Source organism: Streptomyces sp. NPDC006365, assembly GCF_042870755.1.
GTDB classification, from domain to species: Bacteria; Actinomycetota; Actinomycetes; order Streptomycetales; family Streptomycetaceae; genus Streptomyces; species Streptomyces xiangluensis.
The window spans coordinates 19,697-41,382 of record NZ_JBIAHS010000022.1 but is presented as its reverse complement, the minus strand read 5'-3'; the positions used below and the strand labels follow the sequence as shown (position 1 = coordinate 41,382).

Sequence of the window (21,686 nt, the reverse complement as noted above, 5' to 3'; positions counted from 1 at the left end):
TCAGCGGACGATTTCCACAGCCTCCTCGGTGTGCACCGCCGGGGAGGCCTTGCCGCGCCAGGACGCGAGCGCCGCGACCAGTGCGGCGCCGCCTGACGCGGCGAAGCACAGGGTGAGTGGCAGCTGTCCGACCAGCAGTCCCACCGCGGCGGCACCAGCCGAAGAGCCCGCGTTCACGGCGGTGTTGACCCACGCCCCTGCCTGGGTGCGGAAACCGAGCGGCGCGGCCTCGTCCGCGAGCAGGTAGGAGGTCGTCAGCGCCGGTGCGACGAACAGCCCCGCGACGGCCATGGCGACGGAGAGTGTCAAGAGGCCCGGTGCCCAACCGGCCGCGCCCAGGGCGAGGGCCAGGCCGACCGCCAGCAGCGGAAGCCGAACGCGGGCGGACACACGCCAGTTGACAGCGCCGTTCAGGAGTCCGCCCACTGCACTGCCCGCCGACAGTGCGGCGAGCACCCAGGCGACGGTGCCGTCCCCGTGATGCCGCTGCTCGGCGAAGGCCAGCACCAGGAGTTCGACGGCGCCCAGCGCGAGCCCCACTCCTCCAGCGACAACAACGGGTTGCCGCAGCCCGTGCCGACCCCGCATCCGCAGGCGTACACGGGAGGCCCGCACGGCCACGCCCCGCACGGCCGGAGACGTGGCGAACCCCAGGGTCCCGGCCCCCACCAACGCGGCACTCACGGCGACCCCGGCCGCGGGAGGCGCGAACCCGACCACCAACCCCACGAGCAGGGGCCCGGTCACGAACGTCAGCTCCTCGGCGACCCCGTCCAGGCTGTACGCGCGCTGCAGCAGCCGCCGGTCCCCTGTGAGCTCACCCCATACGGCACGCATGGCGGCTCCGAGCGGCGGCGTACAGGCCCCGGCGGCCACGGCGACCACCGTCAGCAGCACGGGCGGGGCACCCGGCCGCCAGCTCACCGCCGCCAGCACACCGAGTAGCCCCGCGTACAGCGCGGCCATGGGCAGCAGCGCCCGGCGCGGGCCGTGCCGGTCGACCAGAGCCGCCCGCAGGGGCGTCAGAAACACACTGGCGGCGCCGAAGAGCGCCATCACGGTGCCGGCCACGGCGTAGGACCCAGTGGCCCGGCTCACCGCCAGCATCACGGCCAGGGAGACCATCCCGTACGAGAGCCGACCCACGACGGCCGCGGCGAAGGTGCGCTTGGCGTAGGGCATGCGCAGAACCGCGGCATACGAAGGCCGCGTTGAAGACGCAGACATGCGAAGAGTTCCTCAAGGAGGGGGCGCCGAGACGGGCGCCCGGGCAAACAGGGACGCCTGATCGCCGCGACGGCGGCGTCGATACGCTGCCGATCGCGGGCCGGGGCGGGCCCTATGCCAAGAGGAGGAACACGCGGTCAAGATAACAGCGACGCATTCAGCCTGTCCGGCGTTTTGAGGGCGAGGCTGCAACGCCGATACAGGGGTCTTCGAGCCCTCGGGAACAGGATGGGACGGGTAGGAGCAGCCGGGGGCCGAAAGCCCTCCTGCCGACCCTCAGTTTTCCGTGATCCCCGCCACCAGCTCGTCCGCCGCCCGGTACGGGTCGAGCTGCCCGGCCACTATCCGCTCAGCGAGAGCGCCGAGGCGGCGGTCGCCGTGCAGATCCCCGATCCGCTCCCGGAGTGCCGTGACCGCGATCATCTCCCAGCGGCTACGCCACCGTCACTTCCTGGAGGAGCACGACGCCGTACCTGGGGTGACCGCCAGGCGGACAGTGCGGATAGGGACGCGGACACGGGGGTCGCATCGCGGCCAGGCCGAGCCGCCGCGATGATCCATCCCGCCGCACCGCACGGGCTGTGCCGACACCTCCTCGGCGCTGCCTGCTTTTCCCCTTCCGTTTCCATGGGCAGCCCTCACTGTTGGTTCGTCGTGCCGCCCGACGCCAGGGCCATGCCCAGCGGAGTGCGCTCGTACAGCACCTGGTGCCCGTACCGCCGCGAGACGAGCAGGCCCGCGGCCCGTAGCGTCGACAGGTGTGCGGACACGGAGGAGGGCGCGAGGCCGAGGCGGTGGGCGAGGGCCGTTGTGGTGGCGGGCTCGTCGAGCGCGGTCAGCACGCCGGCCCGGCCGCGGCCGAGGAGGCGTACGAGAGCGTCGGAGGCGCGGTCGGTCGGCGACGCCCACAGGCCGCCGATGCCGCGCGCCGGGTAGACCAGGGTGGGCTGCCACGGCGGGTCGAAGCCGCTCACCACGTCCGGCCAGGAGAAGACGCTGGGCATCAACACCAGGCCCTGACCGCCCAGGTCACGTACGTGCTCGCCCTTCCGGTCGACCGTGAGCGTGCCCGTCCCCCAGGCGAACCGCCGGTCCAGCTCGGGCAGCAGCCCGCCGAGGCCCACCTCGGCGAGACGGCGCGAATGGAAGACGACGTCGGCTTCCAGCAGGGCACGCAGCCGCGGCCAGTCCGGCTCGACGAGGGTGTGCCAGGTCGCCTCCAGCAGGTCGGCCAGTTGCTGGACCATACGGACGGGATCCCTCAACAAGGCGCGCCCGAGAGGAGATTCGGCGGCTCCCGGAGTATCCGCGAGCGCGCGTGCCGTATCCTCGCGGGCCTCCCGGGGATGTACCGCGCGGACAGCCGCGATCTCCTCCTCGAACGGGGCGGCCGGACCGATCGGCGGCGGACACAGCCAGTCGGGGGTGTGCCCACGCTGCGGCATCAGCAGCCACAGCGGCGTGAGGTCGAGCCCGGCGGCAGCCGAACGGATACGGCGCAGCCAGCTCGCGTGATAGCCGTGCCGCTCCGGCCGGTTCAGCGTGCGTACCGCTTCCTGCGTCTCCCACAGCGGGGACACCGAGAACCGGCACTGCAGCAGGTCGTCCTCGCCGAAGTGCAGACGGAAGGGCACTGAACCCCGCACCTCCCTCGACGACTCGGCAGCCCCGAAGATTCGGCCTGTGCCGAAACTCTACGGCGACCGGCACCCGCACTTGCAACCTGCTGCCCATGCCGGAAGAGCTGCAACAGAAGGACCCAACGACGCTGCCCGCGCCACCTGACACCGCCGGTTACGGAGCCGCCTTCGCCGTACGAGAGTTCCGCGCCGTCTTCGCCGCCCACGCCCTCTCCCTCCTCGGCGTCGTCATCAGCGAGATCGCGCTGACCGTGCTCGTGTACGGGCTGACCGGATCGCCCCTGCTCAGCGCGCTCGCTTTCGCGCTGGGGTTCCTGCCGTACCTGCTGGGCGGGACGCTGCTTGCCGGGGTCGCGGACCGGTTCCCGGCGCGGCGGGTGCTCGTCGGGTGCGACCTGGTGTGTGCCGGGTGCGCGGCGCTGATGGCGATGCCGTCGACGCCGGTCGCCGCGCTGCTCGCGCTGCGGTGCGTCATCGCGGCCGTGGCGCCCGTGTTCAACGGGACGCGGATTGCCACGCTGACCGAGATCCTCGGGGACGGCGACCTTTTCGTCCTCGGGCGTTCGCTGTTGCGGATGGTCTCGCAGAGCGCCGTGCTCTTGGGCTTCGGACTCGGCGGCGTCCTGCTCACCTTCGTCCCGCCGCGCGGAGCGCTGGCCATCACCCTGGGCACCTTCCTGACCTCGGCGCTCCTTCTACGCTTCGGAACACGACGCAGGCCCGCGCGCGCCGGAGGCGGATCGCTTGTGCGGTACTCGCTCGCCGGCACCCGCGACGTCCTCCGCGACCGCCGCATCCGGACGCTCCTGCTGCTCCTGTGGGCACCTCCGATGTTCGTCGTCGCCCCCGAGGCGCTGGCCGCCGCCTACGCGGACGAGATCGGGGTCGGCGCGGCCGGCGTAGGACTGCTGATGTGCACGATGCCGATCGGCACGATCGCCGGTGAGCTCTACGCCGGTGCCGCGCTGTCACCCGCGGCCCGCTCCCGGATCGTGCTGCCTCTCGCGGGCGGCACTCTGCTGCCCTTCCTCCTTTTCCCACTCCACCCGGGCCTCGGCTGGATCCTGCTCGCGCTGCTCCTCGCCGGGGCGGCGGGCGCGTACACCCTCGGTCTCGACCGCTGGTTCGTGGACGCCGTTCCCGAAGAACTGCGCGGGCGGGCTATGACCGTGCACACGGCCGGGCTCATGACGATCCAGGGCGTGGGGATGGCGCTGGCCGGGGCCGCCGCCGAGTTCTGGTCGGTGAGCACGGTGGTGGGCTCGGTCGGTGTGTTCGGGACCGTCTGCTGCGTACTCCTGGTGCTGGAGGTGCGGCGTACTGGACGTACGGCGGGAGTCGGGGACCGATCCGCGAGACGGGGCTGACCACGATATGACCGGCCGGTAGGGTCTTTGCCGTGCCGAAGCCGCTCAGTCTTCCTTTCGATCCCATCGCCCGCGCCGACGAACTCTGGAAGCAGCGCTGGGGGTCCGTGCCGTCCATGGCCGCGATCACCTCGATCATGCGTGCGCACCAGATCCTGCTGGCCGAGGTCGACGCGGTCGTCAAGCCGTACGGGCTGACGTTCGCGCGCTACGAGGCACTCGTACTGCTGAACTTCTCCAAAGCCGGCGAACTGCCGATGTCGAAGATCGGCGAGCGGCTCATGGTGCACCCCACGTCGGTGACGAACACCGTTGACCGGCTGGTCAGGTCGGGCCTGGTGGACAAGCGGCCCAATCCCAACGACGGGCGTGGCACGCTCGCCTCCATCACCGACAAGGGCCGCGAGGTCGTAGAGGCCGCCACCCGCGACTTGATGGCGATGGACTTCGGGCTCGGGGTGTACGACGCGGAGGAGTGCGCGGAGATCTTCGCGATGCTGCGGCCTCTGCGCATCGCCGCGCACGACTTCGAGGAAGGGTAGGACCGGGGCGTTCGGGTCCGGGGGCGCCCGAAGATCGTACGAAACCGCCGGTTACGCTCGTGCGCATGAAAAAGAGCGTGCTGACCCGCTACCGCGTCATGGCCTACGTCACCGGTGTGCTGCTGGTCCTGCTGACCCTCGGGATGGTCGGCAAGTACGTGCTCGACGTGGACGGCGCCGCGGACTTCACGCGCGTGGTCAGTATCGCGCACGGCTGGCTGTACGTCGTCTACCTGGTGTTCGCCTTCGACCTGGGCTCCAAGGCGAAGTGGCCGGTGCCCAAGCTGCTGTGGGTGCTGCTCGCGGGCACGGTTCCGACGGCCGCGTTCTTCGTGGAGCGCAAGGTCACGCGTGAGCTGGAGGCCAAGGTCGTGGACGACCCGGGCGCCGTAGCCAAGGCCTGAACCACGAAAGCCGGAGCCACCACCGCCATGGAGTAGTCCATGGCGGTCTGCCATCGACATTTACTTGGACGTCCTAGTAAATTCGAAGGTATGGACGCTGACGCCATCGAAGAGGGTCGCCGACGCTGGCAGGCCCGATACGACGCTTCACGCAAGCGTGAGGCCGACTTCACGACGCTCTCGGGCGATCCTGTGGAGCCGGTGTACGGGCCACGGCCCGGAGACGCGTACGAGGGTTTCGAGCGGATCGGCTGGCCGGGCGAGTACCCCTACACGCGGGGGCTCTACGCGACGGGCTACCGAGGGCGGACATGGACCATCCGGCAGTTCGCCGGGTTCGGGAACGCCGAGCAGACCAACGAGCGCTACAAGTCGATCCTCGCCAACGGCGGGGGCGGTCTGTCCGTGGCCTTCGACATGCCCACGCTCATGGGGCGCGACTCCGACGATCCGCGTTCGCTCGGTGAGGTCGGGCACTGCGGGGTCGCGATCGACTCCGCCGCGGACATGGAGGTCCTGTTCAAGGACATCCCGCTGGGTGACGTCACGACGTCGATGACGATCAGCGGGCCCGCCGTGCCGGTCTTCTGCATGTACCTGGTCGCGGCCGAGCGCCAGGGCATCGACCCGGCCTTGCTGAACGGCACGCTCCAGACGGACATCTTCAAGGAGTACATCGCGCAGAAGGAGTGGCTCTTCCAGCCGGAGCCACACCTACGTCTCATCGGCGACCTGATGGAGCACTGCGCGTCGAAGATCCCCGCATACAAGCCGCTGTCCGTCTCCGGCTACCACATCCGTGAGGCCGGCTCGACGGCCGCGCAGGAACTGGCGTACACCCTCGCCGACGGGTTCGGGTACGTCGAGCTGGGGCTCTCGCGCGGCCTGGACGTCGATGTGTTCGCTCCCGGGCTCTCCTTCTTCTTCGACGCGCATCTCGATTTCTTCGAGGAGATCGCCAAGTTCCGGGCGGCGCGGCGGATTTGGGCGCGGTGGCTGCGGGATGTGTACGGCGCGAAGTCCGAGAAGGCGCAGTGGCTGCGATTCCACACGCAGACCGCCGGTGTCTCGCTGACGGCGCAGCAGCCGTACAACAACGTCGTGCGTACGGCGGTCGAGGCGCTGGCTGCCGTGCTGGGCGGGACCAACTCGCTGCACACCAACGCGCTGGACGAGACGCTGGCGCTGCCCTCCGAGCAGGCGGCCGAGATCGCGCTGCGTACGCAGCAGGTACTGATGGAGGAGACAGGGGTCGCCAACGTGGCGGACCCGCTGGGTGGTTCGTGGTTCGTGGAGCAGCTGACCGACCGGATCGAGGCGGATGCCGAGAAGATCTTCGAGCAGATCAGGGAGCGGGGGCTCAGGGCCCACCCGGACGGGCAGCACCCCGTCGGGCCCATCACCTCCGGGATTCTGCGGGGTATCGAGGACGGCTGGTTCACCGGGGAGATCGCCGAGTCCGCCTTCCAGTACCAGCAGGCCCTGGAGAAGGGGGACAAGCGGGTGGTCGGGGTGAACGTCCACCACGGCTCTGTGACCGGTGACCTGGAGATTCTGCGGGTCAGTCACGAGGTGGAGCGGGAGCAGGTGCGGGTGCTCGCCGATCGCCGGTCGGGCCGGGACGAGGCAGTCGTCCGGGGTGCCCTGGACGCGATGCTTACCGCCGCGCGGGACGGCTCGAACATGATCGAGCCGATGCTGGAGGCGGTACGGGCGGAGGCGACGCTGGGGGAGATCTGCGACGCCCTCCGGGACGAGTGGGGGGTGTATACGGAACCGGCGGGGTTCTAGCGTCGACGGTGTCGTTCGCTGAGGGCGGTGAGGGCTTGCTGTTCCCCTCGCCGCCTTTTCGTGCGCCGACCTGATGCGTGCCAGGGTTTGGCCCATGGCGGTCTGGCCGTGCTGACGTCCATCACCTGGCAAGGGGACCGGCAGATGTAGGCGCGTGAAGCGCTTGGAGAATGGCTGCCCGCTCTCGGGAGCGGGCCTCAGGCCATTGACGATGCGGTCAGGCCGTTCAGTAGGAGCACGGTGAAGCTCCGGGTCCAGTCGGTGTCGACGGACTCTGCGCTCACCAGGGCCCGGTGCACCACCGCGCCCGCGATCACGTCGAAGATGAGGTCCGTGGTGCGAGCCGCGGCTTCGGGGTCGCTCTCCTCCGGCAGCTCCCCGCGTTGCTGGGCCCGGGCCCGGCCCTCCAGGACCAGGCGTTTCTGGCGGTCCACGATCGACGACCGGATGCGGTCGCGCAGTGCGTCGTCGCGGACCGACTCCGCGACCACCGCCATCAGGCCGCTCTTCGCCTCCGGGCGCGCCAGGATCGCTGCGAATTGGAGCACCACGCCCTCGACATCCGCCGCGAGGTTGCCGCGGTCGGGAATTTCCAGTTCGTCGAAGAGCTCCGCCACCGCGTCGACGACCAGTTCGTTCTTGCCGGCCCAGCGGCGGTAGAGGGTCGTCTTGGCGACGCCCGCACGCGTCGCCACATCGCCGAGCGTCAGTTTGGACCAGCCGAGTTCGACCAACGCCGCCCGCGTCGCCGCCAGGATCGCCGCGTCAGCGGTGGCGCTGCGGGGGCGGCCCCCTGTGGCATGTGGGGCGGAAGTGCGGCTGTGCATTCGTTGACCATAGCGGGCGGTTCCTGTGACTCGGTGCGGGGAAGCAAGGTGAGGGAGATCACCGGGACTTGGTTCCGCGGGGGCTCCCGGTCCAGTTACGCTACGGCTCGTAGCGAAAGCCTGCGTACGAGCGACGACCACAGCGACGACCACGCGGCGCCGGGTGGGGACCCGGCGTCGAACGCCACGCGGCAGGCCCGGCTTGCACCGTGCTTTTCCGGTACGCACGCGGAGGGGGGAAGATGAACTCATGCAGCCACGGAACATGTCCATGAGCGGAGTCGTCGACCTCGCCGCGGTGAAGGCGGCCCAGGAGGCCAAGGCGAAGGCGGAGCAGGCGCGCGCCGAAGCGGCGAAGCAGGGCGGGGGAGGCGCTGTCTCCACGGCCAGCCTTGTGATCGACGTAGACGAGGCGGGTTTTGAGCGTGACGTCCTGCAGCGCTCCACCGAGGTGCCCGTCGTCATCGACTTCTGGGCCGAGTGGTGCGAGCCGTGCAAGCAGCTGAGCCCGCTCCTGGAGCGGCTCGCCGCCGAGTACAACGGCCGCTTCGTCCTCGCCAAGATCGACGTCGACGCCAATCAGATGCTGATGCAGCAGTTCGGGATCCAGGGGATCCCGGCCGTCTTCGCGGTGGTGGCCGGCCAGGCCCTGCCGCTCTTCCAGGGCGCCGCCCCCGAGCCGCAGATCAGGGGCACCCTGGACCAGCTCATCCAGGTCGCCGAGCAGCGCTTCGGTCTGACCGGCCTCACGGTCGACCCGGACGCCGAGGCCGGGCCCGGCGCCGAGGCCGAGGTCGATGCGGCTCCTGCGGTGCCGGCCGGTCCGTACGACGCGCTGCTCGAAGCCGCCGTACAGGCCCTGGATGCGGGGGACTTGGGCGGTGCGGTGCAGGCGTACAAGAACGTGCTGAGTGACGACCCGGGCAATACCGAGGCCAAACTGGGCCTTGCCCAGGCCGAGTTGCTCCAGCGCGTGCAGAACGCCGATGCGCAGCAGGTGCGCAAGGACGCCGCCGAGAAGCCGGCTGACGTGCAGGCTCAGATCGCCGCCGCGGACCTGGATCTGGTGGGTGGTCATGTCGAGGACGCGTTCGGGCGGCTTGTCGACACCGTGGCGCGTACAGCCGGTGACGACCGGGATGCCGCGCGTATGCGGCTGCTGGAGCTGTTCGAGGTGGTCGGCAGTGACGATCCGCGAGTGACCGCTGCACGCAGAGCACTGGCGCGCGCCCTGTTCTGACCGGTGGTTAAACCTCCGGGGCAACCACTGGGGCCCCTGTTGCCTGAGTGAGAGATTTGTCGACTGAGCGACCCTGCGGCCGTGTTTTACCAAATCTTGGTAAACGCGGCCGCTGTTACTTGGAGTAAGAGGCGGGCGTCGATCTGCCGGATTCCGTCCAAAGATCAACGGTTTTGTTACTCACTTCGGAGGCACCCTGCGTCGTCGGTCGATACCGGCGGGTCGTTGTTCGGTTATCCGGCCGTTACTAGCCAGTAACGAACCCCCTTGCGGAAGGCTGCGTGAATGCACCACGATCGGCGACGCTCGGTCCATTCCCGCGTCCCGACAGCCAATCGGGTCAACGGACTTCCTGGGTCCCCACCGAGTAGGAGCGGCGGCAGTGGCGCCACTCCTTGGACAGGGGGGTCTTTGCTTTCGGGCAGAGCCTGTCCGGCAGGTTGTGCGTGAAGTGTTCAGGCGCGACCAGTGGTTGTCGCTCGGGGGTGATCGCTTGTGTTGGGGCGCCCTGCGCGCCTCTGAGTACGGGCGCTCTCCTTCCCGAGGACGTAGCACTTCTCCCATCCCTGCCCGACTGAGCCGCCGACCGGGGGCCGTCAGGGCCGGAGATGTACGTCCGAGAAGGAGGAAATATGGAGTCCCAGGTGCGTGGCGGGACGAGATGGAAGCGGTTCGCGGTGGTCATGGTGCCCAGCGTGGCCGCGACGGCCGCGATAGGCATGGCCCTGGCCAACAGCGCTCTCGCCGCGTCGTTCAGCGTGTCGGGCCAGTCGTTCAAGGTGACGACCAAGGAGCTCAAGGGCACAGGCTTTTCGCAGTACGGCGCCATCGACGAGGGTTACACCCTCGACGGGAAGAAGACGGCGCACCCTGTCGCGGTCTCGGCGTTCAAGCAGGCGACGATCAAGAACCTGTGCCAGTCCGTCGTCACGCCGAACATCCCGGTGCTCGGCAATGTCAGCCTCATCCTCAGGGCCGGTGGCGGTAAGACGCCGGTCGAGGCGGAGAACCTGTACATCGACGTCGCCGACCTGAAGGCCGATGCCGAGTTCCGCAACATCGACATCGGTGTGGCCGCCGGAGACGCCAACAAGGGTCCCGGCATCGCCAAGGGTGACAAGGCGAACCCGTTCGGATTCGCGCAGCAGGCCGACGAGGTCCTGCTCAAGGACGTGGAGCAGACGGCGTGGGCGACCACCGCCGGAACCTTCAAGCTCAGCGGCCTTTCGATGAAGCTGTCCGCGGGCGTCAAGGAGTGCTACTAGGCACTCCGTGACGGGTGGGGGAGTCCCCCTTCCCCACCCGTCGCACCTCCTTCTCGTCTTTGAAGTCCGTCTGCAGATCCGTCGGATGTCGTGATTGATGTCCGTCCGACGCCACCCGGTCCGTACACTCGCCACCCCCCACACCACGCCCCCAGCTTTTACCTCTCACAGCAACGCCGTTCCAGGGAGCTGTTTTCCATGAGCGCCGAGACTCCAGCCACGCGCAGCCAGTTCACCGATAAGCGGCTGCGGTTCCGCGCCTGGAGGGGCAGCCGGCCGTTCTGGGCCGGCCTGTTCATCCTGCTCGGCGGGATCCCGATCATGTATTTCCCGTATGCGAATCTCCAGATAGGTCACCTGACCCTGGCGATGGCCACCACCGCGGGCGCGGGTTCCCTGATCATCGGCGTGCTGCTGATCGTGCTCGGGATCAGTCTGTGGTTCCAGAAGCATGTACGGGTCTTCGCCGGCGTGGCGGCGATCCTGCTGGCGCTGGTGTCCATCCCGGTGTCCAACCTCGGCGGGTTCCTCATCGGCTTCCTGCTCGCGCTGTTCGGCGGCGCGATGGCCGTGTCCTGGGCGCCCGGCGAGGAGCCCACGGCGACGCCGGCCAAGACGGACCGTACGGACGAAGGAGGCGCCCCCGAAGCCATGGCGGCGGGCGGGGCGAGCGAGCCGAACGATCTGTCAGGAACGAGCCCGAGCAACGGGGCGAACGGGAGGCACAGTGCCTGAGGAGGTCCACCGCGTGGACGCGGGAGAGCCCCGGGCGAGAACCGGGCCGCGGCATGCAGCCCCCAAGAAGCCCTTGTTGACGAGGCTGCAGATGCCCGCGGGCAAGGCGGTGGCCATCGCGTCGATGCCGACCGCGATCCTCATGGGCATGGGCCTCACGCCGACGCTCGCCCGGGCCGACGACAAGCCGTCGGCGAAGAACCTGACGATCGACGAGTACAAGGAGTGCGTCGACGCGCTGGAGGAGGAGACCGAGGAGGACAAGGACGCGTCGGCGTCGCCCTCGCCCTCAGCCTCGACGAGCGACCCCGCGTCCGACGAGAAGGAGGAGCAGGGCTCCTCGGGTGAGGACGCTTCGGGCGACAGCTCCGCGGACAACGGCTCGTCGGACAACGGCTCTTCGTCGGATTCAGGTTCCGACGACAAGCCCGAGCCGACGCCGTCCCCCTCGGAGCCCACGGCGCCCGCCGAGGAGGCCGAGCCGACCCCGTCGCCGTCCCCCTCGGAGTCAGAGTCGAAGAACCCGCTCGACCCGCTGGGCCTCGGCGAGGCACTGGAGGACCTCTTCACGCCCGACGACAAGGAGCAGGAGGAAGGGGAGGCGGCTGCCAGCCCGTCGCCCACTCCCTCCCCGTCGGCGAGCGAGGACGAGGCCGAGACGGCCGAGGCCGCTGCTGGGGACGCCGCGGACAAGGCGACCGACACGGCCGAGGATGCCGCCAAGGACGTCACGGACACGGCGGACGACGCGGCCGAGAAGGCCGAGGAGACCGCAGAGGACACCGCGGAGAAGGCGGAGCAGGCAGCCGACGAGGCCACCGCGTCCCCGTCCCCCAGCCCGTCCGAGAGCTCCACCACGGACCCGGAGGACTGCCCGGCCGCCACGGACGACGAGGGCGGCGTCGAGCAGGGCATCCCGGCCCTGGCCGACGACCCCTGGCAGCTGGAGGCCAGCTCGCTGCTGCTCAAGGGCGCCGACTACCAGGGCATCGTCAAGGTGAAGACCGCCAACGGCACGGTCAAGGAGGTCCTGAAGTACGTGATCTCCGACGGTACCGACATCGGTGATCTGCACCAGACCGTCGACGACAAGGATGCCGGGGCGAAGCACCACGTGCAGGCGGCCAAGGGCTCCACGTCCACCATCCGTGACGGCAAGACGGTCATGTACACGGAGAGCATCTCCGGCAACCTGCTCGGTCTGATCCCGGTCACGTTCGACCCGAAGCACCCGCCGCCGCTGAACATCCCGCTGATCTACTTCACCAAGGTGAAGGTCGTGCAGGCCGCCCAGTTCGGGGGAACACTGACCGTCCCCGGCCTGCAGCAGTACAGCACGCCGCTCGGGTAGTCCCACAGGGCTGGTCGTCCGGGAACCACACATACTCCCCTAGTGCCTCAGGGGCCTGGGAGGGACCCACTGAGGGCGCCCCCCGCGCGGCGGGGGGCGCCCTCAGTGGCGTGTCGGAAGGGGACCGGAGCGGGTCAGCCGCCCAGGTGGTGCACCCGGACCATGTTGGTGGTGCCGGGCACGCCGGGAGGCGAGCCGGCGGTGATGATCACCGTGTCGCCGTCGTTGAACCGCCTCAGCCTGACCATCTCCTGGTCGACCAGGTCGACCATTTCGTCGGTGCTGCGCACAAGAGGCACGACGTGAGGCTCGACGCCCCAGCTCAGCGTGAGCTGGTTGCTGGTGGACTCGTCCGGGGTGAAGGCCAGGATCGGCTGGACCGCGCGATAGCGGGACAGCCGGCGGGCGGTGTCGCCGGACTGAGTGAAGGCCACCAGGCCCTTGGCGCCCAGGAAGTCCGCGATCTCACACGCGGCACGGGCCACCGAACCGCCTTGCGTGCGCGGCTTCTTGCCCGGTACGAGCGGTTGCAGGCCCTTGGAGAGCAGTTCCTGCTCGGCCGCCTGGACGATCTTCGACATCGTCTTCACGGTCTCGATCGGGAACGCGCCCACACTCGACTCCGCGGACAGCATGACGGCGTCCGCGCCGTCCAGGATCGCGTTGGCCACATCGGACGCCTCGGCGCGCGTGGGACGGGAGTTGGTGATCATCGACTCCATCATCTGGGTCGCGACGATCACCGGCTTGGCGTTGCGGCGGCACAGCTCCACGAGGCGCTTCTGCACCATCGGGACCTTCTCGAGCGGGTACTCGACGGCCAGGTCGCCGCGCGCGACCATGACGCCGTCGAAGGCCGCCACGACGGCGTCCATGTTCTCCACCGCCTGCGGCTTCTCCACCTTGGCGATGACGGGGACCCGGCGGCCCTCCTCGTCCATGATCTTGTGTACGTCGTTCACGTCGTCGGCGTCGCGCACGAAGGACAGCGCCACCAGGTCGCAGCCCATGCGCAGCGCGAAGCGCAGATCCTCGACGTCCTTCTCGGACAGCGCGGGCACGTTCACGGCCGTGCCGGGCAGGTTGATGCCCTTGTGGTCGGAGATCACGCCGCCCTCGATGACGACCGTGCGGACACGGGGGCCTTCGACCTCGACGACCTTCAGTTCGACGTTGCCGTCGTTGATCAGGACCTGGTCGCCCTTGGCGACGTCGCCCGGCAGGCCCTTGTAGGTCGTGCCGCAGATCGACTTGTCGCCCGGTACGTCCTCGGTGGTGATGGTGAACTCGTCACCGCGCTCCAGCTCGACGGGCCCCTCGGCGAAGGTCTCCAGCCGGATCTTCGGGCCCTGGAGGTCGGCCAGGACGCCGATCGCGCGGCCCGTCTCCTCGGCGGCGGCCCGGACACGGTCGTACCGCCCCTGGTGCTCGGCGTGCGAGCCGTGGCTGAAGTTGAAGCGGGCCACGTTCATGCCGGCCTCGATGAGCGACACAAGCTGCTCATGGGAGTCGACGGCTGGGCCCAGAGTGCAGACGATTTTCGAACGGCGCATGGGGGGATCCTAACGGTTTGTTTCACTGCGGAATATTCCGTCTGGTGGAAGATACAAAGGGGCGGAATGCCGCTCAGTTGAGGGCTTCAGAACCGCCCACCGGGAGCCTCAGAGGCTGCCCACAAGTGCGTACGTCTGGGTGGCGATCTCCAGTTCCTCGTCGGTCGGTACGACGGCCACCGCGACCCTCGCCCCCTCCGGCGAGACCAGCCGTGACTCGTCGGACCGTACGGAGTTGCGCTCGGCGTCGACCGCCAGGCCCAGCCCCTCCAGGCCTGCGACCGCAGCTTCGCGCACCGGGGCCGCGTTCTCACCGACCCCCGCCGTGAAGGCGATCGCGTCCACCCGGCCGAGCACCGCGTAATAGGCGCCGATGTATTTCCGCAGGCGGTGGATGTAGATGTCGAAGGCGAGCCGCGCCCGCTCGTCCCCTTCGTCGACGCGGCGACGGATCTCCCGCATGTCGTTGTCTCCGCACAGGCCGATCAGGCCGCTCTTCTTGTTCAGCAAAGTGTCGATCTCGTCCATGGACATCCCGCCAACACGTGCCAAATGAAAGATGACCGCCGGATCCAGGTCTCCGGACCGCGTACCCATCACCAGCCCCTCCAAAGGCGTCAGCCCCATGGACGTGTCCACGCACCTGCCCGCCCGGACAGCCGAGGCCGACGCTCCGTTGCCCAGGTGCAGCACGATGACGTTCACGTCCTCGGGCGCCTTGCCGAGCAGCTTCGCGGTAGCGCGCGAGACGTACGCGTGCGAGGTGCCGTGGAAGCCGTAGCGGCGGATGCGGTGCTCGTCGGCGGTCTCGACGTCGATCGCGTAGCGGGCCGCGGACTCCGGCATCGTCGTGTGGAACGCCGTGTCGAAGACGGCCACCTGCGGGAGGTCCGGGCGCAGTGCCTGTGCCGTACGAATGCCCGTCAGGTTGGCCGGGTTGTGCAGCGGCGCCACCGGGATCAGCCGCTCGATCTCCGCGAGGACCCGCTCGTCGATGACCGTCGGCTCCGTGAACTGCTTGCCGCCGTGCACGACCCGGTGACCGATCGCCGCCAACTCGGGTGAGTCCAGGCCGAGTCCGTCCTTGCCCAGCTCCTCGGCGACGGCCTTCAGGGCGGCCTCGTGGTCGGCGATCGGGCCGCTGAGCTCACGAGCTCGGCCCTCCTGCCGGGCGCCACCGCCGTTCGCCAGTTCCACCAAGGGGGTGTGCTTCAGGCGGGACGTCTCCTCGCCGATGCGCTCGACGAGACCCACCGCGAGGCGGCTGCTGTCACGCATGTCGAGCAGCTGGTACTTCACCGACGAGGAGCCGGAGTTGAGGACGAGGACGCGGGTGCCAGTCACAGGGCGGAAGCCTTCGCGGTCGGAGCCGGGGTCGTGGGCGACGGGCTGGGGGTCTGGGCCTGGATCGCCGTGATGGCGACGGTGTTCACGATGTCCCCGACGAGCGCGCCGCGGGACAGGTCGTTGACCGGCTTGCGCAGGCCCTGCAGAACCGGGCCGACGGCGATCGCCCCGGCCGAACGCTGCACGGCCTTGTACGTGTTGTTGCCGGTGTTGAGGTCCGGGAAGATCAGCACGGACGCCTGCCCGGCGACCTCGGACCCCGGCAGCTTGGTCGCCGCGACAGACGGCTCCACGGCGGCGTCGTACTGGATCGGGCCCTCGATCTTCAGATCGTCGCGGCTCGCGCGGACCAGCTCGGTGGCCCGGCGCACCTTGTCCACGTCCGCGCCCGAACCGGACGTCCCGGTCGAGTACGAGAGCATCGCGATCCGCGGCTCGACACCGAACCGCCGGGCGGTGGCGGCCGACTGGACCGCGATGTCGGCCAACTGCTCGGCGTTCGGATCGGGATTGACCGCGCAGTCCCCGTACACCAGGACCTTGTCGGCCAGGCACATGAAGAAGACGGACGACACGATCGACGCGTCCGGCCTGGTCTTGATGATCTCGAAGGCGGGCCGGATCGTCGCCGCGGTGGAGTGCACGCACCCCGACACCATGCCGTCGGCCAGCCCCTCCTCGACCATCAGGGTGCCGAAGTAGTTCACGTCCGCGACCACGTCGTACGCCAGCTCCACCGACACGCCCCTGTGCGCGCGCAGCGCGGCGTACTTCTCGGCGAAACGCTCGCGCAGCTCGGAGGTCGTCGGGTCGATGAGCTGTGCCTTGACGAGGTCGATGCCGAGGTCCGCGGCCTTCTTGCGGATCTGGTCCACCGGGCCGAGCAGCGTCAGCTCGCAGACGCCACGCCGCAGCAGCACCTCGGCGGCGTGCAGTACGCGCTCCTCGGTGCCCTCGGGCAGCACGACGCGACGCATGTCCGAGCGGGCCTGCTCCAGGAGCTGGTGCTCGAACATCATCGGCGTGACGCGGTCACTGCTCGGTGCCGAGACCCGGCTGAGGAGGCCGCCGGTGTCGACGTACCGCTCGAAGAGGCCGAGGGCGGTCTCCGCCTTGCGGGGCGTCCCCGCGTTCAACTTGCCTTCCATGCCGAAGAGTTCGGCCGCCGTCGGGAAGCTGTTGCCGGCCACCGAGACGACCGGGGTGCCGGGGGCGAGCCGGGCGGCCAGTGTGAGGACGTCGTCGCTGGGGCGCTCGTCCAGGGTGAGCAGGACGCCCGCGATGGGCGGGGTGCCGGCGCTGTGCGCGGCGAGGGCGCCCACGACGAGGTCGGCGCGGTCTCCGGGGGTGACGACCAGGCAGCCCGGGGTCAGGGCGCCGAGGAAGGTCGGCAGCATCGCGCCGCCGAACACGAAGTTCAGCGCGTCGCGTGCGAGCCCCGCGTCGTCGCCGAGCAGGACCCTGCCGCCGAGTGCGTGGGTGATCTGGGCGACCGTCGGCGCGGCCAGCGCGGGCTCGTCCGGCAGTACGTAACAGGGCACCGGGAGGCGGGAGTCGAGGCCCGCCTGGATCTCCGCGCGGGCCGGCGGGGCCACCCGGTTCACCACCATCGCGAGGACGTCACAGCCCAGATGGTCGTAGGCCCGGAACGCGTTGCGGGCCTCCGCCTGCACCGACTCCGCGGTCTGCTCGCGGCCGCCCACGACGGGGATGACCGAGGCGCCGAACTCGTTCGCCAGCCGGGCGTTGAGGGACAGCTCGTCCGGGAACTGTGTGTCCGCGTAGTCGGTGCCGAGGACCAGGACCACGTCGTAGTCGCGCGCCACCCGGTGGAAACGGTCCACCAGTTGCGAGACCAGCTCGTCGGTGCCCTGCTCGGCCTGGAGCGTGGAGGCCTCGTGGTAGTCCATGCCGTAGACCGTCGCCGGGTCCTGTGCGAGCCGGTAGCGGGCCCGCAGCAGTTCGAAGAGGCGGTCGGGATCGTCATGGACCAGCGGGCGGAACACCCCCACCCGGTCGACCTGGCGGGTCAGGAGCTCCATCACTCCCAGCTCGACGACCTGGCGCCCGTCGCCCCGGTCGATCCCGGTCACGTACACGCTGCGCGTCACGTGTGCTCTCCGTTTCCTCACTGGTCAAAATCAGCCGCTATCGTGGGGGTCGTGCGTGCCCTCTTGACAATACCTCTGAGCATGGTTAGGGCACCCGTCCCATCGGGGCGCGAAATGGCTGTCGGGGACCGGGTGGTCAAGAGGCGCTCAGGCCCACCGTGAAACAATCGGACCGGCTCACACGTACCGACAGCTCACGACAGCGCACAAGTACCGACAGCCCTTACGTACCAAGCAGCGAGCAGGAGAAACAGCACGATGCGTATCGGAGTTCTCACCGCAGGCGGCGACTGCCCGGGGCTGAACGCAGTGATCCGGTCGGTCGTGCACCGCGCCGTCGCTCACTACGGCGACGAGGTGATCGGCTTCGAGGACGGTTACGCGGGACTGCTCGACGGCCGCTACCGCACCCTCGACCTGGACGCGGTCAGCGGCATCCTCGCCCGCGGCGGCACCATTCTCGGCTCCTCCCGCCTCCAGCGCGACCGACTGCGCGAGGCCTGCGAGGGGGCCCAGGACGAGATGCGCGAGTTCGGCATCGACGCGCTCATCCCGATCGGCGGCGAGGGCACGCTCACGGCCGCCCGGATGCTCTCGGACGTAGGCCTGCCGGTCGTCGGCGTACCGAAGACGATCGACAACGACATCTCGTCCACCGACCGCACCTTCGGCTTCGACACCGCGGTCGGCGTCGCCACCGAGGCGATGGACCGCCTCAAGACCACCGCCGAGTCGCACCAGCGCGTCATGGTCGTCGAGGTCATGGGCCGCCACGCCGGCTGGATCGCGCTCGAGTCCGGCATGGCCGCCGGCGCCCACGGCATCTGCCTGCCCGAGCGTGCCTTCGACCCCGGCGACCTGGTCAAGATGGTCGAGGAGCGCTTCGCCCGCGGAAAGAAGTTCGCGGTGCTGTGTGTGGCCGAGGGCGCCCACCCCGCCGAGGGCACCATGGACTACGGCCACGGCGAGATCGACCAGTTCGGCCACGAGCGCTTCCAGGGCATCGGCACGGCACTCGCGTACGAACTGGAGCGGCGGCTCGGCAAGGAGGCCAAGCCGGTCATTCTCGGCCACGTCCAGCGCGGCGGCACACCGACGGCGTACGACCGCGTGCTCGCCACCCGCTTCGGCTGGCATGCCGTCGAAGCCGCCCACCGGGGCGAGTTCGGGCGGATGACGGCGCTGCGGGGCACGGAGATCGAGATGGTGCCGCTCGCGGAGGCGGTCACGGAACTGAAGACGGTGCCGAAGGACCGGATGGACGAGGCGGAGTCGGTGTTCTAGGCCGGTCCTGCGGCTGCTTCATGGGTCGTTGGGCCGTTGGGCGGTGGCTTTACGGGGCGTGGCGCTGGACGGTGGACCAGAAGTGGTCGACGACCTGGTCCAGGTAGTCCCGGGCCGCGCCCGCTTCGACGGCGACTGTTCCATTGCCCCAGCTCAGGGTGGGTGCCATCTGGAGCTGGTACTCCGTGTACAGCGACTCGAGCACGTTCTCCACGAGCCGCCGGTCCAGCGGCAACAGCTTGCTGACGGGACGCACGTACGCCTGCCAGCGCGTGGAGCACGCGCTGCGCAACAGCTCGGCGAGCTTCGGGCGGCGTCCCCTGACGGTGACGAGATCCGGCAGCGCGAGGCCGAGCACCTCGGTGAGGGCCGCGGACTGACGCTCGTTGCCGCGCCACTCGTTGTTCTCCTCCATCCGTAGGTACACGGCGAGTTCGAGTCCGACGGCCCGTGCGACATCCTCTGCCGGTATACCGCGCGCGAGCCGGAACTCCCGCAGCGTCTGTGGCGCGCCGATGAGTTCGGCAGGCGAGCACCACAACACGCCTGCGAGTGCGACGAGTTCGGCATTGCCGGGCGCCGCGACGCCTCTCTCCCAGGCGGCGACGAGGTCGGGTGTCACATAGGGCAGTCCGTACGAGGTCCGCATCCCGTACGCGACATGTTCCGGTCCCATGCCGAGCGCGCTGCGGAGTCTTCGGGCGACAGGGGCGTTGAAGGGCGGGGTGGGCTCAGGGGGTGGCGACTGGTGCACGTGCACAAGGTAGGGGTGCAGGGCCGCGGTGACTACGGTCTGTTCGGCCAGGATTACGGATTGTCGGATTCTACTGTTTCGGATACCCGTCCGATCGCTTCCGATGCGTGTCCGAGGTGGCTGGAGATCATCTGGCGAGAACTCGGTCCCGGCCACGAGGATGGCGCCGTACGTGCCCGCGCGAGCGGGCAGCACGAGCGTGAAGGGGCGGCACCGGTATGAGCAGCATCGACGGCCACATTCGCGAGCGGCTCCTGGCGCCGAACTTCTGGCATCTGGCCACGGTCGGCCCGGATGGCACACCGCAGGTTTCGCCCATGTGGGCGGACATCGAGGATGAGTACGTCATGGTCAACACGTCGATCGGCCGCGTGAAGGTCGACAACCTGCGGCGCAATTCGAACGTTTCGCTGTCCCACCATGACGCCGAGAACCCCTACGACCGCGTGGAGATCCGGGGCCGGGTCGCACGTTTCGTCGAGGGCGAGGTGGCTGAACGGGCCATGGACCGCCTGGCGCGGAAGTACATCGGCGAGGATCGCTATCCGTGGCTGCTTCCCGGGGAGCAGCGCGTGATGTTGTTGATCGAGCCGACGCGGGTGCGGCATGTGGTGGGGGTGGAGCGGTTCCGTCCTGGGGTGCTGCCGGAGTGAGTTGAGGCCTTACAGCAGGTGGTCGGCCTTTCCGGCCTTGATGTCGAGGATGAGGGTGCGGAGGGCTTCGCGGGTGTCGGTGAGGTAGCGGTCTTCTTGGCCGGCGATGGCTATGTAGGCGTTGTTGTCGGGATCGGTGCCTATGCGGAAGCAGTTGGCGCCTTCGCCGCAGTACGGCTCTTCCCAGGTGATGTCCGGCACGGGTTCTCCTAGAGGTCGTCGGCGAGGGTGCGGATGAAGTCGCGTGAGGTTTTCGGGGTGAGCGCGACAGCTTGGGTGGCGTCGAGTTGGGCCCGGTACTTGCGGAGCTGAGTCTCCGAGTCGATGAACTCCGGGCCGTGGGTGCTGTCGAGCTCCACGGTGTCGAGGCGGGGAACTGTGGACTCGGCGTAGACGACGGACTGGCCGGCGCCGGGGAAGCCGCCCGCCTTGAACGGAATGACCCGCACGGTCACGGAGTCGCGCTCGGACATCTGCAGCAGGTGCTCCAGTTGTCGCCGTGCCACCGCCGGTCCGCCGAACTCCATACGGAGGGCGGCCTCGTGGAGGATCACGTCGAGGGCTGGGGGCTCCGGCCGGTCGAGCACCTGCTGCCGGTCGATCCGGTGGGCGACGCGGGTCTCGACGTCGGCCGCGGGCAGAGGCGGGATCACGGCTTCGAAGACGGCTCGGGCATGTTCCTCGGTCTGGAGCAGCCCTGGCAGGTGCACGGTGACGGCGATGCGTAGCCGCTTGGCGTGCCACTCCAGTTCGGCGATGTCCAAGAAGGCGTCCCGGAGTTGGCCCCGGTAGGCCTCCCACCATCCCTTGTCGCGCCCGGCGGCCATGGCGGCGAGGGCTTCGACGAGATCCCGGTCCGTGCAGCCGTAGTTGCTCGCGAGGGTGCGTACGCGTTCGGGGCTGATGCCGGAGCGGCCCGATTCCATGTTGGGGACGTTCGTGCGGGGGACGTTCAGCAGGCCGGCCGCGTGCTCCGTCGTCATTCCGGCCGCGACGCGCATCTTGCGCAACTCCGCGCCGAGCCGCCGTTGGCGCTCCGTTGGTGTGCTCCTGGGCGGCATGTGCCCTCTCCTGTTCGGCCGTTGACTGGATCAGTCTGCCGCCGGGGCGCGTGATCGGTCCACCGGGAGGTTCATGAGAGGTAGTACACGTACTCCTCTAATGCTCTACAGTCGGTGACGAGTCGCTTACGGCCCGACGCAGTCGGAAGTGCATCGCGAGCCTGCCCAGGTTCTCCTTCCCTGGGAGGGGTGGGCTCGCGTCAGGGAGACAAGCCACCGGTCGGGTCGAGGCGTCAAGGTCCATCAATTCGCCGAGTTCTCACAGGAGTTCCGCATGCCCGCAACAGCCGTCTCCGTCTGCCCCGTCCTCAACGACGTGACGGTGGCAACCCCGTCACCGTCACCCGACACCCTCGCTTACAGCCTCACGCTTCCCGCCGATCTGACCAGCCCTCGCATCGCTCGGGCGACGACCAGGGCGGTCCTCCAATTGCATCGGCTGGAGGACGTGACGGATGCGGCGGTGCAGGTGGTGGGTGAACTGGCCGCGTGTGCTTGCCGGTTCACGTCGGGGGCCGAGGTGTATCTGTCGCT

At 69.3% G+C, this 21,686-nt stretch carries 19 protein-coding genes and 1 pseudogene; 10 read left to right on the top strand and 10 right to left on the bottom strand.

Annotation, left to right across the window (positions count from 1 at the left end):
• The 3 genes and pseudogenes from ACFYO0_RS39215 to ACFYO0_RS39205 all read right to left on the bottom strand — a co-directional run bounded on the left by ACFYO0_RS39215 (position 1) and on the right by ACFYO0_RS39205 (position 2,861).
• Positions 1 to 1,227, bottom strand: coding sequence for an MFS transporter (locus ACFYO0_RS39215; protein WP_388686079.1), 1,227 nt, complete (start codon positions 1,225 to 1,227; stop codon positions 1 to 3).
• 276 nt (positions 1,228 to 1,503) lie between these two features.
• Positions 1,504 to 1,653, bottom strand: a pseudogene (locus ACFYO0_RS39210) (methylmalonyl Co-A mutase-associated GTPase MeaB); the annotation flags it as partial.
• A 212-nt stretch (positions 1,654 to 1,865) separates the two neighbouring features.
• On the bottom strand, positions 1,866 to 2,861 hold the full coding sequence (locus ACFYO0_RS39205; protein ID WP_388686076.1) for a DUF5937 family protein: 996 nt from the start codon (positions 2,859 to 2,861) through the stop codon (positions 1,866 to 1,868).
• Between the two features lie 98 nt (positions 2,862 to 2,959).
• On the opposite strand from ACFYO0_RS39205, the gene ACFYO0_RS39200 reads away from it, so the two are divergent.
• The 4 genes from ACFYO0_RS39200 to ACFYO0_RS39185 all read left to right on the top strand — a co-directional run bounded on the left by ACFYO0_RS39200 (position 2,960) and on the right by ACFYO0_RS39185 (position 6,971).
• Positions 2,960 to 4,234, top strand: coding sequence for an MFS transporter (locus ACFYO0_RS39200; protein ID WP_388686074.1), 1,275 nt, complete (start codon positions 2,960 to 2,962; stop codon positions 4,232 to 4,234).
• A 32-nt stretch (positions 4,235 to 4,266) separates the two neighbouring features.
• Positions 4,267 to 4,776, top strand: a complete 510-nt coding sequence (locus tag ACFYO0_RS39195) for a MarR family transcriptional regulator (RefSeq protein ID WP_344388660.1) — start codon at positions 4,267 to 4,269, stop codon at positions 4,774 to 4,776.
• 65 nt (positions 4,777 to 4,841) lie between these two features.
• Positions 4,842 to 5,180 (top strand): DUF3817 domain-containing protein, encoded by a 339-nt coding sequence (locus ACFYO0_RS39190; RefSeq protein ID WP_388686071.1) that lies wholly within the window; start codon positions 4,842 to 4,844, stop codon positions 5,178 to 5,180.
• 90 nt (positions 5,181 to 5,270) lie between these two features.
• Positions 5,271 to 6,971: a methylmalonyl-CoA mutase gene (locus ACFYO0_RS39185; protein ID WP_388686069.1), complete on the top strand. Its 1,701-nt coding sequence runs from the start codon at positions 5,271 to 5,273 to the stop codon at positions 6,969 to 6,971.
• A gap of 197 nt (positions 6,972 to 7,168) precedes the next feature.
• Here the strand turns inward: ACFYO0_RS39185 and ACFYO0_RS39180 are convergent, their stop codons facing one another.
• Positions 7,169 to 7,798 carry a TetR/AcrR family transcriptional regulator gene (locus tag ACFYO0_RS39180; protein ID WP_388686066.1) on the bottom strand — a complete coding sequence of 210 codons (630 nt, stop codon included), beginning with the start codon at positions 7,796 to 7,798 and terminating at the stop codon, positions 7,169 to 7,171.
• Positions 7,799 to 8,048: 250 nt separating this feature from the next.
• Between ACFYO0_RS39180 and ACFYO0_RS39175 the strand changes: the two genes are divergently transcribed.
• The 4 genes from ACFYO0_RS39175 to ACFYO0_RS39160 all read left to right on the top strand — a co-directional run bounded on the left by ACFYO0_RS39175 (position 8,049) and on the right by ACFYO0_RS39160 (position 12,389).
• The gene (locus ACFYO0_RS39175) at positions 8,049 to 9,038 is read left to right on the top strand and encodes a tetratricopeptide repeat protein (RefSeq protein ID WP_388686064.1); all 990 of its coding nucleotides are present in this window, start codon (positions 8,049 to 8,051) and stop codon (positions 9,036 to 9,038) included.
• Between the two features lie 632 nt (positions 9,039 to 9,670).
• Positions 9,671 to 10,303 carry a DUF6230 family protein gene (locus ACFYO0_RS39170; RefSeq protein WP_388686062.1) on the top strand — a complete coding sequence of 211 codons (633 nt, stop codon included), beginning with the start codon at positions 9,671 to 9,673 and terminating at the stop codon, positions 10,301 to 10,303.
• 198 nt (positions 10,304 to 10,501) lie between these two features.
• A complete protein-coding gene (locus ACFYO0_RS39165) occupies positions 10,502 to 11,038 on the top strand; it encodes a DUF6114 domain-containing protein (protein ID WP_388686060.1) in 537 nt (178 codons plus the stop codon).
• Positions 11,039 to 11,129: 91 nt separating this feature from the next.
• Positions 11,130 to 12,389 (top strand): hypothetical protein, encoded by a 1,260-nt coding sequence (locus ACFYO0_RS39160; protein WP_388686219.1) that lies wholly within the window; start codon positions 11,130 to 11,132, stop codon positions 12,387 to 12,389.
• Between the two features lie 134 nt (positions 12,390 to 12,523).
• Here ACFYO0_RS39160 and pyk read toward each other — a convergent pair whose 3' ends face one another.
• The 3 genes from pyk to pta form a co-directional block, all read right to left on the bottom strand.
• A complete protein-coding gene (pyk, locus tag ACFYO0_RS39155; RefSeq protein WP_388686058.1) occupies positions 12,524 to 13,942 on the bottom strand; it encodes a pyruvate kinase in 1,419 nt (472 codons plus the stop codon).
• Between the two features lie 108 nt (positions 13,943 to 14,050).
• Positions 14,051 to 15,286 (bottom strand): acetate kinase, encoded by a 1,236-nt coding sequence (locus tag ACFYO0_RS39150; RefSeq protein WP_388686055.1) that lies wholly within the window; start codon positions 15,284 to 15,286, stop codon positions 14,051 to 14,053.
• Positions 15,283 to 17,400, bottom strand: coding sequence for a phosphate acetyltransferase (gene pta / locus ACFYO0_RS39145; protein WP_388686053.1), 2,118 nt, complete (start codon positions 17,398 to 17,400; stop codon positions 15,283 to 15,285). The genes ACFYO0_RS39150 and pta overlap by 4 nt, the downstream gene beginning before the upstream one ends.
• 258 nt (positions 17,401 to 17,658) lie before the next feature.
• Between pta and ACFYO0_RS39140 the strand changes: the two genes are divergently transcribed.
• Positions 17,659 to 18,684, top strand: coding sequence for an ATP-dependent 6-phosphofructokinase (locus tag ACFYO0_RS39140; protein ID WP_388686050.1), 1,026 nt, complete (start codon positions 17,659 to 17,661; stop codon positions 18,682 to 18,684).
• A gap of 49 nt (positions 18,685 to 18,733) precedes the next feature.
• Here the strand turns inward: ACFYO0_RS39140 and ACFYO0_RS39135 are convergent, their stop codons facing one another.
• Positions 18,734 to 19,360 carry a helix-turn-helix domain-containing protein gene (locus ACFYO0_RS39135; RefSeq protein WP_388686048.1) on the bottom strand — a complete coding sequence of 209 codons (627 nt, stop codon included), beginning with the start codon at positions 19,358 to 19,360 and terminating at the stop codon, positions 18,734 to 18,736.
• Positions 19,361 to 19,656: 296 nt separating this feature from the next.
• Between ACFYO0_RS39135 and ACFYO0_RS39130 the strand changes: the two genes are divergently transcribed.
• Positions 19,657 to 20,091, top strand: coding sequence for a PPOX class F420-dependent oxidoreductase (locus ACFYO0_RS39130; RefSeq protein ID WP_388686046.1), 435 nt, complete (start codon positions 19,657 to 19,659; stop codon positions 20,089 to 20,091).
• A 9-nt stretch (positions 20,092 to 20,100) separates the two neighbouring features.
• Here the strand turns inward: ACFYO0_RS39130 and ACFYO0_RS39125 are convergent, their stop codons facing one another.
• The gene (locus tag ACFYO0_RS39125; RefSeq protein WP_388686045.1) at positions 20,101 to 20,292 is read right to left on the bottom strand and encodes a hypothetical protein; all 192 of its coding nucleotides are present in this window, start codon (positions 20,290 to 20,292) and stop codon (positions 20,101 to 20,103) included.
• Positions 20,293 to 20,300: 8 nt separating this feature from the next.
• On the bottom strand, positions 20,301 to 21,152 hold the full coding sequence (locus tag ACFYO0_RS39120) for a helix-turn-helix domain-containing protein (RefSeq protein ID WP_388686042.1): 852 nt from the start codon (positions 21,150 to 21,152) through the stop codon (positions 20,301 to 20,303).
• Positions 21,153 to 21,686: the final 534 nt, after the last annotated feature.